Origin of the sequence: Kitasatospora sp. NPDC057518, from assembly GCF_042802075.1 — a bacterium.
GTDB lineage: Bacteria > Actinomycetota > Actinomycetes > Streptomycetales > Streptomycetaceae > Kitasatospora.
This window is the reverse complement of the sequence record NZ_JBHVEU010000058.1, coordinates 13,191-28,462: the sequence shown is the minus strand read 5'-3', so window position 1 is coordinate 28,462 and position 15,272 is coordinate 13,191. Positions and strand designations below refer to the sequence as shown.

Sequence of the window (15,272 nt, the reverse complement as noted above, 5' to 3'; positions counted from 1 at the left end):
ACGCGGCCGGGCGGACGACCACCACCTGAGGGCTCAGTCCTCCGGCGGCGGGCCCGGGGCGTCGACCGGGAGGCGGACGGCCAGGAGGGCGCCGGCGGCGACCAGGGCCGCCGTGAGCCCGAGGGCGAGCCGGTACGGTCCGGCGCCCGCGCCGTCGCCGAACGCGCCGATGAGGGCCGCGGTGGCGGCGATGCCGAGGGCGCCGCCGAGGGTGCGCAGGATGGTGAACAGGCCCATCGCGCGGCCCATCGCGGGCGGCGGGACGTCGGCGAAGCCGGCGATCTGGACGGTGAGCACGGCAGTGCCCAGCACCAGTCCGACGGCGAACATCAACGCCCGTACGGCCCACGGGTTCTCCGCGAAGCCGAGCGCGGCCAGCACGGCCGCCGCCAGCAGCAGCCCGGGCAGGGCCAGCCGGCGCGGGCCGAGGCGGGGCAGCAGGCGGTCCACCACCTGCGAGGCGGCCATCAGGCCGATGGCCTCCGGGAAGACGCTCAGCCCGGCGTCCAGGGCGGTGGCGCCGCGCGCCGCCTGGTAGAGCAGCGGCAGCACGAACAGGGCGCCCATCAGCCCGGCCGAGGTCAGCAGGGCCAGCCAGCTCGCCGTGCCGAAGGTGCGGTCGGCGAGCAGCCGCAGCTCCACCAGGGGCTCGGCGGTGCGCAGTTGGTTCCGTACGGCGGCGCCCAGCAGGACCAGGCCGAGCAGTCCGCCGAGGGCCACCCCCGGGGAGGTCCAGCCGTGCGCCGGACCGAAGCCGAGGGCGTAGGTGAGCAGGCCGAGGCCGGGGGTGGCGAGCAGGAACCCGGTGGTGTCGAAGCGGCCGGCCGGGGGCTCCTGCTCGCCGCGCAGGCCGATCAGCCCGATCAGCACGGCGGCCGCGCCGATCGGCACGTTGACCAGGAACAGCCAGTGCCAGGAGAGGTGTTCGGTGAGGAAGCCGCCGAGCGGCGGCCCGAGGGCGGGCATCAGCGCGGTCGGGACGATCAGGATGCGGCCCAGGCCGGCCCGCTCGTGCGGGGCGAAGGCCCGGAACAGCAGGGTCATCCCGACCGGTGTGAGCAGCCCGCCGGCCACGCCCTGGACGGCCCGGGCGGCGGACAGCGTGCCCAGGCCGGGCGCCGCCGCGCAGAGCGCGGAGGCGAGGGTGAAGGCGGCGAGCGAGCCGAGGAAGACCCGCTTGACGCCGTACCGGTCGCCGAGCCAGCCGGCCACCGGCAGTCCGAGGGCGAGGCCGACCAGGAAGGCGGTCTCCACGGCGTTCGCCGCCGAGACCGGGCGGCCGAAGTCCTCGGCGATGCTGAACAGCGCCGGGTTGACGATGGTCGAGTCCAGGCCGTTCATGCACATCGCGGCCGTGTAGACGACCACCACCGCGGCGCGCCCCGCGAGCAGGGGGCGCGCCGGGGCCTGGACCGCCGGAGGGGTTGCCGGAGGGGTCACAGCGTGGTCCAGTGCGCGGTGATCCACTCCAGGGCGGCCGGCCGCTCGCAGGGGCCGTGGGCGACGGTCCAACCGGCCGGGACGGCGGCGAAGGCGGGCCACAGGGAGTGCTGTCCCTCGGCGTTGACGAGCGCGAGGAACTCGCCGTCGGCGTCGAAGGGGTTGGCGGGGGCGTCACTCATCGGTGGTCTTCTCCATCGTCGGTCTTCTTGTCGGACTGCTTGTCGGACTGCTTGAGGTGGTCGGCGATCACGCTCGCGATGTGCGCGATCGGCTCGGGCAGGGTCATGTCCTTGTGGGAACAGGCCACGTCCGTGTTGGCGATCCGGCCGGACACGTACGGCGTCCACAGCTCGGGCACCAGGGTGTCGTCGATGGTGTCGACGGTGGCGCGGAAGAACAGCACGTCGCCGTCGAAGCGGCGGTGGTCGTAGCCGCGCACCAGGTGGTTGGTGTTGAGGTAGATCCGGTTCAGCGCGGCCACGGTGCTCTCGTCCAGCCCGGCGAGCGGGCTGCCCTCGCGGCGCAACAGCGCGGTGACGGCGCCGAGTTCGAGCGGCAGGCCGTCGAGGTCCTCCGGTCCGAAGCCGCCCATGGTGAGCAGCGCCTCCAGCGCCTCGGCCTGGTCGGGGACGGGCAGCTCGCGGAAGCCCTCGGCCGGGTAGGCGTCCAGGATGGCGAGCAACTCGACCTCCTGGCCCAGCTCCTGGAGCCGGACGGCCACCGCGTGCGCGATGATCCCGCCGGTGGACCAGCCGAGCAGCCGGTACGGGCCCTCCGGCTGGACCTCGCGCAGCCGGTCGGCGTAGTGCGCGGCCAGCTCCTCCAGCGTTTCCGGCAGCGGGAGTTCGGCGGTGGCGGCACCGACGCCCTGGGCCTGGAGGCCGTAGATCGGCACCTCGCCGGGCAGGTTGCGGATCAGGCCGGTGTAGCACCAGCTGAGGCCGCCGGCCGGGTGGACGGCGAACAGCGGGCGCTGCCGGCCGGGGGCGACGGGCCGCAGCGGCAGCAGCACGTCCAGGGCGTCGGCGGCGGGCGCGCCCGCCGCGAGGGCGGCGTCCAGGGCGGCCACGGTGGACGCCTGGAACAGCGCGCCGATGCCGACCTCCAGTCCGAGCACCTCGCGGATCCGCCCGGCGAGCCGCACGACCAGCAGCGAGTGCCCGCCGAGTGCGAAGAAGTCGTCCTCGACGCCGACCGAGGCCACGCCCAGCACCTCGGCGAACAGTTCGCACAGCTGCTGCTCGCGCGGGGTGCGCGGCAGGCGGCCGGCCCCTGCGGCGGGGGCCTCGGGGGCGGGCAGGGCGCGGCGGTCGAGCTTGCCGTTGGCGGTCAGCGGGAGGCGGTCGAGCAGGACGACGGCGGAGGGCACCATGTGGGCGGGCAGTTCGGCGGCGGCGTGGGCGCGCAGCTCGTCCGGGGTGGCGGTGCCGAGCGGTCCCACGGCGCCGACCGGCGCGACCGCGTAGCCGACCAGCCGCTTGTCCCCCGGCACGTCCTCCCGCACCACCACGGCGGCGTCGGCGACGGCCGGGTGGGCGGCCAGCACGGCCTCGATCTCGCCGAGTTCGATCCGGAAGCCGCGCAGCTTGACCTGCTGGTCGGCCCGGCCGAAGTACTCCAGGACGCCGTCGGCGCGGCGCCGGGCGAGGTCCCCCGAGCGGTACATCCGGGTGCCGCGCTCGCCGAACAGCGCGGCGTACGGGTCGGCGACGAAGCGGGTGGCGGTCAGCTCGGGGCGGCCGAGGTAGCCGCGGGCCAGGCCCGCCCCGGCCACGTACATCTCGCCGGTGACACCGGGCGGGACGGGCTGGAGGTGCTGGTCGAGGACGTAGACCCGCAGGTCGGGGATGTTGACGCCGATGGTGCTGCTGCTCCCGGCGGCGGCGCTCGCCCGGTCCAGGGCGATGTACGAGACGTGCACGGTGGTCTCGGTGATGCCGTACATGTTGACCAGCGTGGGTGCGTCCTCGGCGTGCCGGTCGTACCAGTCGTCCAGCCGGGCGAGTTCGAGCGCCTCGCCGCCGAACACCACGTAGCGCAGGGCGAGTTCGCTGCCGGGGCGGTCCCGGTCGGCGGCGCTGAGCTGGTAGAAGGCGGACGGCGTCTGGTTGAGCACGGTGACCCGCTCGCGGGCGAGCAGGTCCAGGAAGGCCGCCGGGTCGCGGCTGACCAGGTGCGGGACGACGACCAGTCGGCCGCCGTGCAGCAGGGCGCCCCACAGCTCCCAGACCGAGAAGTCGAAGGCGTAGGAGTGGAACAGCGTCCACACGTCCTCGGCGCCGAAGCCGAACCAGTGGTCGGTGGCGCCGAACAGCCGGACCACGTTGCGGTGGGTGACCGGCACGCCCTTGGGCCGGCCGGTGGAGCCGGAGGTGTAGATGACGTACGCGGTGTCCTCGGCGCGCAGCGGGCGGGTGCGCTCGTGCTGCTCCAGCGGGACGGCCGGGAAGGCGGCGGACTCCGGCCCGTCGACCAGGAGTTGCCGCACCTCGTGGGCGGGCAGCCGGGGCGCGGTGGCGCGGTCGGTGAGCAGGGCGGCCGGGGTGGCGTCGGCCAGCATGTAGGCGAGCCGGTCGGCCGGGTAGTCGGGGTCGAGCGGCAGGTAGGCGGCGCCGGACTTGGCCACCGCCAGCAGGGCGACGACGAGTTCGAGCGAGCGCGGCAGGGCGAGCGCGACGATGGTGCCGGGACCGATGCCCTCGGCGGCCAGCAGCCGGGCCAACCGGTCCGCACGGGCGGCGAGTTCGGTGTAGTCGAGCTGCTCGTTCCGGTAGCCCACCGCCACGGCGTGCGGATGGGCGGCGGCGGCCGCCTCGAAGAGCTCGGGCAGGGTGGCGTCCGAAGACGTGTCCACCGACGGGCCGTTCCACTCGACCAGGGCGCGCTGCCGCTCCTCCTCGCTGATCAGCGGCAGCAGGCCGATCGGGGTGTCGGGGGCGCTCGCGGCGGCGGTGAGCAGCCGGGTCAGGCGCTCCCCGAGGGCGGCGACGGTGGCGGCGTCGAAGAGGTCGGTGCGGTACTCCAGGAAGCCGCCGATGCCGCCGCCGGGCAGTTCCCCGGCGTTCAGGGTGAGGTCGAACTTGGCGGTGCCGCTGGGGATCGCGGCGATGTCGGCGGTGAGGCCGCCGCCCAGGGCGGTCCGCTCGTCCGGGCGGCTCTGCCAGGCGAGCATCACCTGGAACAGCGGGTGGCGGGCGAGCGAGCGGGCCGGGTTGAGCTCCTCGACCAGGCGGTCGAAGGGCAGTTCGGCGTGCTCGTGCGCGGCGAGCACGGTGCCGCGGACCCGGGCCAGCAGCTCGCGGAAGGTCGGGTCGCCGGAGGTGTCGGTGCGCAGCACCACCGAGTTGACGAAGTAGCCGACCAGTGCGGCGGCCTCCTCGTCCTCCCGGCCGGCCACCGGGGTGCCGACCGGGATGTCGGTGCCGGCGCCGTGCCGGGTGAGCAGGGCGGCGAGCCCGGCCTGGACGGCCATGAAGACGGTGCTGTCGGCGGCCCGGGCGAGCCCGGCCAGGGCGGTGTGCGCCTCGGCGCCGAGCGCGAAGGGCACGGTGGCCCCCTGGTGGCCGGCGACGGCCGGACGGGGGCGGTCGAGCGGGAGCTCCAGCTGGTCGGGCAGTCCGGCGAGCGCGGCGCGCCAGTGCTCCACCTGCCGGACGGCGAGCGGGCTGGGCGCGTCGGCGGTGCCGAGCCGCTCCCGCTGCCAGGCCGCGTGGTCGGCGAACTGGACGGCGAGTTCCGGCAGTTCCGGTTCCCGACCGGCGCTCCGGGCGCCGTAGGCGACGGCCAGGTCGCGCAGCAGCGGGGTGGTGGAGGCGCCGTCGCCCGCGATGTGGTGGAGCAGCAGGAGCAGGGTGTGCCGCTCGGGGCCGTCGGTGAACAGGCTCGCGCGCAACGGCGGTTCGGCGGTCAGGTCGAAAGCGTACCGGACTTCATCGCCCATCTCTCCGGTGCTCCCGTGAAGTTCGGGCCGGAACTCGGAGAGGATGCGCTGGTACGGCGTGCCGTCCGGCTCCTCCCCGTAGACGGTGCGCAGGACTTCGTGCCGGGCGACGAGGTCGCCGAGTGCGAGGCCGAGGGCGTGCCGGTCGAGCGGGCCGGTGAGGGTGAGCGCCAGCGGGATGTTGTAGGTGGGGCTGGGGCCTTCGAGGCGGTGCAGGAACCAGAGCCCGCGCTGGGCGGGCGAGAGCGGCATCCGCTCGGTGCGCGGCACGGGCACCAGGGCGGGGCGGTGCTCGGGCTCCGCCGGGTCGAACAGGGCGGCCTGGTCGAGCAGTTCGACGAGGCCGGCCGGGGTCGGCTGCCGGAACACGTCGGCGAAGCCGACCGGGGCGGCGAAGGTCTCGCGCAGCCGGGCGGCGAGGCGGCCGGCGAGCAGCGAGTGGCCGCCGAGGTCGAAGAAGGAGGCCTCCCGGCCGGGTGCCTGCGGCAGGCCGAGGACCTCGGCGAACAGGCCGCAGACCAGTTCCTCCCGGGGCGTGGCCGCCGCGGTGCCCTCGGTGGCCGCGGCGGGCTCGGGCAGGGCCCGGTGGTCGAGCTTGTCGTGGGCGGTGCGCGGCAGTTCGTCCAGCAGCAGGACGGCCGCCGGGACCATGTGCGCGGGCAGCCGGGCGGCGAGCGCGGCGCGCAGCCCGTCCGGATCGGGCGTGCTGCCGCTCTCCGGGACGGCGTAGCCGAGCAGGCGCTTGCCCTGCGGGCCGGGGCGGGCGATCACCACGGCCTGGGCGACGCCCGGGAGTTCGGCGAGGACGGCGGCGATCTCGCCGGGCTCGATCCGGAAGCCGCGGATCTTCACCTGGTCGTCGGCCCGGCCGAGGAACTCCAGGGTGTTGTCGGGGCGGCGCCGGGCGAGGTCGCCGGTGCGGTACATCCGGCTGCCGGGCGGGCCGAAGGGGTCGGCGAGGAAGCGTTCGGCGGTGAGGTCGGGGCGGCCGAGGTAGCCGCGGGCCAGGCAGGCGCCGGCCACGTACAGCTCGCCGGTGACGCCGTCGGGCGCGGGGCGCAGCGAGCCGTCCAGGACGTAGGCGCGGGAGCCGCGCACCACCCGGCCGCGCGGGGCGCCGTCCGGGCCCGGGGTCCAGGCGTAGGCGTCGACGGTGGTCTCGGTCGGGCCGTAGAGGTCGACCGGGTGCAGGCCGGGGACGGCGGCCAGGCGCTGCCAGAGGGCGGACGGGGTGGCCTCGCCGCCGACCACGAGGACGGACGGGCGGTGCCGGCCCTCGTCGAGGATGCCTTCGGCGATCAGGACTTCGAGGTAGGAGGGGGTGAGGTCGAGGTAGTCGACGCGCTCGCGGTCGAGGTGGGCGGCGAGCGCGGCCGGGTCGCGGTAGGTGGCGTCGTCCAGCAGGTGGAGCTCGTGGCCGTGGACCATCCAGAGCACCGGGTCCCAGGAGGCGTCGAAGGCGAACGAGGCGCTGTGGGCGACGCGCAGCCGGTCCCGGCCGGCGCGGCGCAGGGCGGGGGCGACGTGGTCCTCGCCGAGGCCGGCGTGCAGGTTGGCCAGCGAGGCGTGGGTGACCACCACCCCCTTGGGGCGGCCGGTGGAGCCCGAGGTGTGCAACACGTAGGCGGGCTGGTCGAGTCGGGGCGCGGGCGGGGCGGTGTCGGGCTCGCCGGCCGCGTCCTGCGGGCGGACGACGGGCAGGCCGGCGGGCTGGCCGAGCCCGGCGAGGGCGTCGGCGGCGCCGATCGCGCAGACCGGGCGGGCGTCGGCCAGCACGGCGGCGAGGCGCCGCTCGGGGTGGGCGAGGTCGAGGGAGACGCAGGCGCCGCCCGCCTTGAGGACGGCGAGCATCGCCACCAGGGTGTCGGTGCCGCGCGGCAGGGCGATCGCGACCGGTGCGCCGTCCTTGACGCCGAGGGCCGTCAGCCGGTGGGCGAGCCGGTTGGCGGCGGCGTCGAGCTGCCGGTAGGTCAGCGCGGCCGCGCCGGAGCGGACGGCGACGGCCTCCGGGGTGCGGGCGGCCTGGGCGGCGAACAGCTCGGGCACGGTCCGCTCGACCGGCGGCTCGGTACGGCCTTCGGTGGCGCGGCGCAGGCCGTCCGGGTCGAGCAGGTCGATCCGGGCGACGGGCGTCCGGGGGTCGGTGAGCAGCAGGTCGGCGAGGGCGTCGAGGTAGCACAGCAGGCCGTCGCGGTGGGCGGCGAGGGAGGCGGCCCCGTAGCGGGCCGGGTCGGCGTCGATGACCAGGCGCAGCGCGCCGTCCGGGCCGGGCGAGACGTTCAGGGCGAGGTCGTCGACCGGGCCGGCGGCGAGGTTGCGGACGGTGCCGGGCAGGCCGGCCAGGTCGAGGTCGCTCTCGAAGGCCTTGATGTTGACCATCGGGCCGAACAGGGCGCGGCGGTCGCCGGTGCGGCCGAGGTCGCGGCGCAGCTCCTCCAGCGGGTAGCGCTGGTGGCGGCGGACGGCGCGCAGCTCGCGGACCACGGCGCGCACCAGGGCCTCGGCGCTGTCGGCGGGGCGGACGGCGAGGCGCAGCGGGAGCACGTTGGCGGCGGCGACGGGGGTGCGCAGGGCGGCCGGGCCGCGGCGGTTGGCGAGCGGCAGGCCGAGGACGACGTCCTGGGTGCCGGTCAGGCGGTGCAGGTAGCCGGCCGCGGCGGCGAGGAGCAGCTCGGCCCAGGTGGCGCGGACGGCCTCGGCGGCGCGCTCCAGGCGGTCGCGGGTGCCGGCGGGCAGTTCGGCGGTGAGGCGGATCGATGCGCCGGACGCGCCGGCTTCGCGAGACGCGCCGGGCTCGGGGGAAGCGCCGACCTCGGGAGACGCGCCGGACTCGGGGGTGCCCGGGAGGGTGGCCGGGGTGTCGGCGTCGGCCATCCGGGCCGACCAGTGGGCTCGGTCGGCCCCGTACTGCGCGCTCTCGCGGTAGGCGGCCTCCTCGGCGGCGGCCTCGGCGAGTCCGGCGAAGGGGTTCGGCGCGGGTTCGGCGCCGGTGGCGAGGGCGGTGTAGAGGGCCGCGACCCGGTCACCGAGGAGGGTCAACGCGTAGGCGTCGACGGCGAGGTGGTGGATGCGGCGGTACCAGAGCCGACGGTCCCCGGTGAGCCGGATGAGCGCGTGGGTGAACAGCGGGCCCTCGGCGAGGTCGGCCGGAAGGGCGAGGTCGGCGCGCATCCAGGCCTCGGCCTCGGCGGCCGGGTCTTCGGCGGCGCGCAGGTCCAGGCGGTGCAGCGGCCAGTGGCGGCCGGGGCGCAGCCGCTGGCGGGGCGTGCCGTCCGAGTCGGTGACGACGACGGCGCTCAGCGCCTGGGCCTCCTCCACCGCCTGCCGCAGCGCCTGTTCGAACCGCTCGTCGTCGAGCGGGCCGGTGATCTCGACGGCGTCGCCGGTGTTGTAGACCGGACTGTCGGGGTCGAGGGCCTGGGCGTACCAGATGGCGGCCTGGGCGGCGAGCAGGGGGACGTCGGCGGCCTGACCGTCGACGGTCCGGCTGTGGGCGGCCCGACTGTCGGCGATCTGGCTGTCGACGGTCTGACTGTCGGCGATCTGGGTTTCGACGGCAGGCATGGGGTGGAGAGCTCCTCGGGGGATCCGGAACGCCTTACTTAGGTTAGCCTAATCTAAGTTCATATGATCTGGTCAACGGCCCCGCAGGGTCGGGCCCCTGACACCCCGGAGACGCCACCCGTGCCCCAGACCGAACCGCTGCCGCAGAGCGCCGAACCAACCGGACCCACCGGGCCCGCCGAACCAACCGGGCCCGCCGAACCCACCGGACCCAGCGCCGCCAAGCGGGCCGTGCGCGAGCGCGTCCTCGCCCTGCGGGCGGAACTCCTCGCGCTCAGCCACCGCATCCACGCCCACCCCGAGACCGCCTTCGAGGAGCACCTGGCGGCTGCCTGGTGCTCCGAACTGCTGCGCGCGCACGGCTACTCGGTCACCGCGCCCGCCCACGGCCTGGCCACCGCCTTCGACGCACGCCTCGGCAGCGGGCCGGTCACCGTCGCGCTGGTCTGCGAGTACGACGCCCTGCCCGGACTCGGCCACGCCTGCGGGCACAACCTGATCGCCGCCGCCGGGATCGGCGCGGCGCTCGGGCTCGCCCCGTACGCGGACGAACTCGGGCTCACCGTACGGGTGATCGGCGCACCGGCCGAGGAGCGCGGGGCGGGCAAGGCCCTGCTGCTGGAGGCCGGGGCGTTCGACGGGGCGGACGCGGCCATGATGGTCCACCCCTGCCCCGTCGAGGTCGCCGACTTCCGCTCCTTCGCCCTCGGCACGCTCTCCGTCCGCTACACCGGGCTCGCCGCCCACCCGAGCCTCGACCCGCACCGGGGGCGCAACGCCGCCGACGCGCTCACCGTCGCCCAGGTCGCGATCGGGCTGCTGCGCCAGCACCTCCCGCCGCAGTGGCGGGTGCACGGCATCACCACGGCGGCCGGCACGGCGCCGAACCTGATCCCGGACAGCGCCAGCGCCGAGTACGAGATCCGGGCCTCGGCGGCCGAGGACCTCGCCGAACTGCGCTCCCGGGTCGAGGACTGCTTCCGCGCCGGGGCACTCGCCACCGGCTGCGAGGTGGAACTGACCCGACCCGAGCCGGACTACCTGGACATGCGCTCCGACCCCCGGCTGCTGACGCTGTGGCGGGCCAACGCGGCGGCGCTCGGCCGGCCGGAACCGGTCGAGAGCGGACCCTTCGCCTGTACGGACATGGGGAACGTGTCGCACGCGGTGCCGTCGATCCATCCGGTGCTGGACATCACCGGCGGCGCCTGCGCCCCGCACGAGGCGGCGTTCGCCGAGGCGGCGCTGGGCGCGGAGGCGGAGCGGGCGGTGCTGGACGGCGCGGTGGCGATGGCGTGGACGGCGGCGGACCTGGCGGCGGATCTTGCGGCGGAGTCGGCGAAGTCGGCGAAGTCGGCGGCAGCGACGAACGAATGACGGCCGACAACTTTCAGCGAACAGATAACGAAATCTGTTCGCTGAAAGTTGTCATCTGTTATCTGTTACCCGTCGACCGTCTTCCGTCAGCCGTCACCCCCCGGCGCCCGGGGTCCCGCTCACCCGCCGAGCAGCACCCCGGGTGCCACCCGCACCGCCGTCACGCCCAACTCCCGCACCAGCGCCCCGACCTCGCCCTCCTGCCACGGGTCGGCGAGCACCACGGCGGCGCCGGTCCGCAGCGGCCACAGGTACTCCCAGAGCGGCAGGCCCAGCTGCAGCACCCGGTCGCCCGGCCCGAGCGGGTGGGCCGCCTGGAGCTCGCGCACCCGGCGGTCCGCCTCGGCGTGGGTGAGCCGGACGGCGCTCGGGCGCCCGCCCGGGCCGTACCCGACGCAGAGCAGATGGTGCGGGGTCAGCGCCCGGGGCGGGTCGGTGGGCAGCTCGCCCTCCGTCGCCAGCCCGGCCAGCGCCCCCGGCACCCCCTCCCCCAGCACGCAGACCGGAGCGTTCTCCGCGAGCAGCCGCTCGCGCCGCCCGGGCGTGTCCGATGGGTCCAGCGGAAGGTACGCCGCACCCGACTTCGCCACCGCCAGCAGCGCCGTCACCAGCTCCGCCGGACGGCGGAACGCCGCCAGGCCGAACACCGCACCCGGGCGGGCCCCACGGGCGGCCAGGGCGCGCGCCAGCCGGTTGGCCGAGGCGTTCAACTCCTGGTAGCCGACGGTCTCCCCGCCCGCGAGCACCAGTGCCGGCGCGTCCGGCGTCCGCGCCGCCTGCGCCTCGACCGGCCCCACCGCGGTGGTGGCCGGGTAGCGCACCGTCCGGCGCGGCAGCGGAGGCAGTTCGGGCACCTCGGGCAGCACCGCCCCGCGGGCCGAATCCCGGGCTCCAGCCCGAACCGGCTCCCGGAGCGGATCCCGGACCGGGCCCCGCAGCGCCTCGCCCACCCCCGCCGCCATCACGCCGCGCCCAGCAGCTCGGCCCAGGCCTCGATCGCCGGGCGCTCCGCGAGCTGGACGAACGCCACCTCGGCGCCTTCCTCCTGCCAGCGCCCGGCGAGGGTCATCAGCCGGATGGAGTCCAGCCCCCAGTCGACCAGGTTCTCGTCCAGCGGGATCTCCGCCGGGTCCTCGCCGAGCAGGTCGGCGACCTCGGCCCGGATCCGCTCCACCGTGAAGCCCGTACCCGTCACTTGCCGCCCACCCCTTCGAGCACGTCGATCTCTGCGGCGTCCAAACCGGCCGTGGCGTCCAGGCCGGCCACGGCATCCAGGCCGGCCGCCGCTGCGGCCGGAGCCATCGCCCCGAGCACGGTCTCCGCCGTGGCGACCATCCCGCAGCGCCCGGCCACCCAGGCCAGCGCACCGCGGTGCTCCGCCGGGCCGAAGTCGGCGACCGCGTCGGCCACCACGAAGGCCTGCACGTCCCGCATCCAGGCGTCGCAGGCGGTCGCCTGCACCCCGATGTGCGCGTACACGCCGGTGATCACCAGCTGGTCCCGCCCCTGCTCGCGCAGCAGCTGCTCCAACTCGGTGCGCACGAAGGCGCTGTACTTCCACTTGGTCAGCACGGTGTCGCCCGGCGCCGGGGCGACGGCGTCGGCGATCGCGGTGGCCCGCGGGTCGGCCGGGATGCCCGGGCCCCAGAAGTCCTGCTGCAGCCCGCGCTCGGCCGGGCTCTGTCCGCCGAGCTGCGCCGAGTACACGACGGGCACGCCGGCGGCACGCGCGGCCTCCGCCAACGCCTGGACGTTGCCGAGGAGTTCGGTCACCGGCGCGGCCTCGGCGTCGAAGGCGTCCAGGAAGTGGTTCTGCAGGTCGTGCACCAGCAGGACGGCGCGCGCCGGGTCGACCGTCCAGGCGACCCGGTTGGCGGGCAGTTCCTCGGCGGCGGGCATGGGATAGCGGGGAATGCGGGGCAGGCCCACGGTGGTGTTCCTTAGCTAGATGTGGCGAGGTGGCGACGAAGGACGGAGGCGTCAGCCGGTGGTCAGCGAGGCCGCGATCGCGGCCCGCAGCTCCTTCTTGCTGACCTTCCCGATCCCGGTGGCCGGGAAGGCGGCGACGAACTCGACCCGGTCCGGCACCTTGTACTCGGCGAGCCCGCGCTGTCGCACGAACCGCTTCAACTCGACGCTCTTCGGGGGCTGTTCACGACTCTCGGCGCGCAGCACCACGTACGCGCAGGTGCGCTCGCCCAGGTACGGGTCGGGCATCGACACCACCGCCGCGTCGTGCACCGCGGGGTGCGCGAGCAGGTGGTTCTCGATCTCCTCGGCGGCGACCTTCTCCCCGCCCCGGTTGATCTGGTCCTTGGCCCGCCCCTCGACCACCAGGTGGCCGGTGGGGGTGCGCCGGACCAGGTCCCCGGTGCGGTAGAAGCCGTCCGCCGTGAAGGAGTCGGCGTTGTGCCCGGGCGCGTTCCAGTAGCCGCGGATGGTGTACGGGCCGCGCGTGAGCAGGTGTCCGGTGGCGCCGTCGGGCAGGTCCCGGTCCTGGTCGTCCACGACCCGGACCTCGTCGTCGGGCGAGATCGGCCGGCCCTGGGTGGTGGTGACCAGCTCCTCCGGGTCGTCCAGCCGGGTGTAGTTGACCAGGCCCTCGGCCATCCCGAACACCTGCTGGAGCGTGCAGCCCAGCACCGGGCGCACCCTCCGGGCCGCCTCCTCGCTGAACTTGGCGCCGCCGACCAGCAGCACCTCCAGGCTCTCGTAGCCGCGGACACCGCGCTCGGCGGCGTCCAGCCAGAGCAGCGCGAGCGGCGGCACCAGCCCGGTGATGGTCACGCCCTCGCGCTCGATCAGCGGGAAGGCCGTCTCGGGGGCGGGCTGCGGGCAGAGCACCACCCGGCCGCCGGCGTACAGCGTGCCGAGCGAACCCGGCGAACTGAGCGGGAAGTTGTGGGCGGCGGGCAGCACGCACAGGTACACGCTGTCCGGGTCCTGGCCGCACAGCTCGACCGAGCCGCGCAGCGAGTAGATGTAGTCGTCGTGGGTGCGCGGGATCAGCTTCGGCACGCCGGTGCTGCCGCCGGAGAGCTGGAGGAAGGCGACGTCCTCGGGACCGGGCTCCCCGCCGAAGGCCTCCGGGCCGGGCCCGTCGCAGGGCACGTCCGCGAGCCGGACGTGCTCCCCCGGGTCCTCGCCGGCCACCAGCACCAGCCGCAGCGCGGGGTTCTCCGCCCGTACCCGGGTGGCGAGTTCGCGGTAGTCGAAGCCGCCCTCGACGGCGGGCACCACGTACGCCGCCGCCCCGGTGAAGGAGCAGAAGTACCCGATCTCGGCGTACCGGTGGGCGGGCAGCGCGAAGACCGGCAGCGCGCCGATCCGGAACAGCGCGAACACGACCTCGAAGAACTCGGCGGCGTTGGGCAGTTGGACCACCACCCGGTCCCCGGCCCGGATGCCCCGGGCGAGCAGTCCGGCGGCCATCCGGTCGGCCCGGCGGTCGAGTTCGGCGTACGTCCAGCGCCGCTCGGTCGCCGCCACGCCGTGGCCGCCCGGGTCGACGACGGCGGTGCGCCCGCCGTGCTCGGCGGCGCGCTCGCGCAGCATCCGCCCGAAGGTCTCGCCGCGCCAGTACCCGGCGGCCCGGTAGCGCTCGGCGAACTCGGCGGGGTACGGGGTGAAGCCCGCCCGGGCCGTCTCCAGCGGCGTCACCGGGCCACCCCCGCGGCGTCCAGGAAGGTGCGGAACTTGGCGCTGGTCTCGGCGAGTTCGGCCTCCGGCCGGGACTGCTCGACCACGCCGGCACCGGCGTACACCCGCAGCGTCCGCCCCTCCGCCTCGGCGCAGCGGATGGTGACCACCCACTCGCCGTCGCCGGTCGCGTCCTCCCAGCCGACCATGCCGGTGTAGAGGCCGCGGTCGAAGGGCTCGACCTCGCCGATCACCCGGCGGGCGACGTCCGTCGGCGTGCCGCAGACCGCCGGGGTGGGGTGCAGCGCGCAGGCCAGTTCGAGGGCGGAGACCGCCGGGTCGGCCAGCTCGCCGCGGATCGTGGTGGCCAGGTGCCACATCGCGGCCGTCCGTACCAGGGTGGGCCGTTCGGGCACCTCCAGGGTGCGGCAGTACGGCGCCAGCGCCTCGCGGATGGCGTCCACCACGACGGCGTGCTCGTGCAGGTCCTTGGGCGACTCCAGCAGCGCGGCGGCGCGCCGGACGTCCTCACCGAGGTCCTCGCTGCGCGGCACGGAGCCGGCCAGCGGGTTGGCGAGCACGGCCGTTCCCCGCCGGGAGAGCAGGAGTTCGGGGCTGGCGCCGACCAGGGTGCGGCCGCCGCCGGACGGGACGGCGAAGGTGTAGCCGCCCGGGTCGCGGCGGGCCAGCCGCTGCAGGATGGCGGGCAGGTCGAGCGGCCGCGCGGCGCTCAGCTCCAGCGTCCTGGCCAGCACCACCTTGCTCAACTCCCCGCCGCGCAGCCGCTCGACGGCCGCCGCGACGCCCGCGCCGTACGCCTCGGGCGCGGGCACCGGGTCGATCCGCCAGTCGGCCTGCTCGGCCGGCGGCGCGGGCAGGGCGATCAGCGGGTCGTCGCGCAGCGCCCCGGCGGTGCGGACCCGGGCGGGGACGGCGAGTTCGACCCGGCTGTCCCGGTCGAACGCCACCGCGCCGACCACCAGCGGCCGTTCGACGCCGGAGCGGCCCGCCTCGGCCAGCGTCTCGGCGACCCGCACCGGCAGCGGCCGCCCGTCCTGCGGCACCCGGGCGTGCACCCCGGAGCCGAGCAGGGTGCGGGTCGGCGAGGCGAAGAACGCCTCGTCGGAGCCGGCCCGGTACTGGCCGAGCAGTCCGCTGGCCGCGCCGATGACGGCGTGGTCCTGGCCCTCGGCGAGGGCGGTCGCCGGGGCGTCGGGCCCGGCGGGTATCGGCCCGGCGGGGGCGTGGTGCACCGTGGTCACGGCGGTTTCTCCAGTCTGGGACGGTTCTTCGGGGGGGGTGGGAGGAG

8 protein-coding genes and 1 pseudogene are annotated in these 15,272 nt (G+C 75.9%); 1 reads left to right on the top strand and 8 read right to left on the bottom strand.

From position 1 onward, the window contains the following. Positions 1–33: 33 nt before the first annotated feature. Genes ACFU7Z_RS08860 through ACFU7Z_RS08850 form a run of 3 tightly spaced genes read right to left on the bottom strand, consistent with a single transcriptional unit; the run spans position 34 to position 8,947 of the window. The gene (locus tag ACFU7Z_RS08860) at positions 34–1,440 is read right to left on the bottom strand and encodes a DHA2 family efflux MFS transporter permease subunit (protein ID WP_380777057.1); all 1,407 of its coding nucleotides are present in this window, start codon (positions 1,438–1,440) and stop codon (positions 34–36) included. Continuing rightward, positions 1,437–1,622, bottom strand: a complete 186-nt coding sequence (locus tag ACFU7Z_RS08855; protein ID WP_049656914.1) for an MbtH family protein — start codon at positions 1,620–1,622, stop codon at positions 1,437–1,439. The genes ACFU7Z_RS08860 and ACFU7Z_RS08855 overlap by 4 nt, the downstream gene beginning before the upstream one ends. After that, on the bottom strand, positions 1,619–8,947 hold the full coding sequence (locus ACFU7Z_RS08850; RefSeq protein WP_380777056.1) for an amino acid adenylation domain-containing protein: 7,329 nt from the start codon (positions 8,945–8,947) through the stop codon (positions 1,619–1,621). Before ACFU7Z_RS08850 ends, ACFU7Z_RS08855 begins: the two co-directional genes overlap by 4 nt. Positions 8,948–9,178: 231 nt before the next feature. Here ACFU7Z_RS08850 and ACFU7Z_RS08845 point away from each other — a divergent pair, with 231 nt between their 5' ends. Then, positions 9,179–10,324 (top strand): amidohydrolase, encoded by a 1,146-nt coding sequence (locus ACFU7Z_RS08845; RefSeq protein WP_380777059.1) that lies wholly within the window; start codon positions 9,179–9,181, stop codon positions 10,322–10,324. Between the two features lie 119 nt (positions 10,325–10,443). Here the strand turns inward: ACFU7Z_RS08845 and ACFU7Z_RS08840 are convergent, their stop codons facing one another. From ACFU7Z_RS08840 to dhbC, 5 genes and pseudogenes are all read right to left on the bottom strand, one after another. Further along, positions 10,444–11,178, bottom strand: a complete 735-nt coding sequence (locus ACFU7Z_RS08840; RefSeq protein ID WP_380777055.1) for an AMP-binding protein — start codon at positions 11,176–11,178, stop codon at positions 10,444–10,446. A gap of 107 nt (positions 11,179–11,285) precedes the next feature. Then, the gene (locus ACFU7Z_RS08835; protein WP_049657883.1) at positions 11,286–11,519 is read right to left on the bottom strand and encodes a phosphopantetheine-binding protein; all 234 of its coding nucleotides are present in this window, start codon (positions 11,517–11,519) and stop codon (positions 11,286–11,288) included. A gap of 116 nt (positions 11,520–11,635) precedes the next feature. Beyond that, a pseudogene (locus ACFU7Z_RS08830) lies at positions 11,636–12,253 on the bottom strand (isochorismatase family protein); the annotation flags it as partial. Positions 12,254–12,304: 51 nt separating this feature from the next. Further along, on the bottom strand, positions 12,305–13,984 hold the full coding sequence (locus ACFU7Z_RS08825; protein ID WP_380777054.1) for a (2,3-dihydroxybenzoyl)adenylate synthase: 1,680 nt from the start codon (positions 13,982–13,984) through the stop codon (positions 12,305–12,307). Then, positions 13,981–15,192 (bottom strand): isochorismate synthase DhbC, encoded by a 1,212-nt coding sequence (gene dhbC, locus ACFU7Z_RS08820; protein WP_380777058.1) that lies wholly within the window; start codon positions 15,190–15,192, stop codon positions 13,981–13,983. The genes ACFU7Z_RS08825 and dhbC overlap by 4 nt, the downstream gene beginning before the upstream one ends. Positions 15,193–15,272 lie beyond the last annotated feature (80 nt).

What these genes read in the sequence shown, in the direction of transcription:
- ACFU7Z_RS08850 (WP_380777056.1), bottom strand. Translation starts at nt 8,947, where the DNA reads ATGCCTGCCGTCGAAACCCAGATCGCCGACAGTCAGACCGTCGACAGC.
- ACFU7Z_RS08855 (WP_049656914.1), bottom strand. Translation starts at nt 1,622, where the DNA reads ATGAGTGACGCCCCCGCCAACCCCTTCGACGCCGACGGCGAGTTCCTC.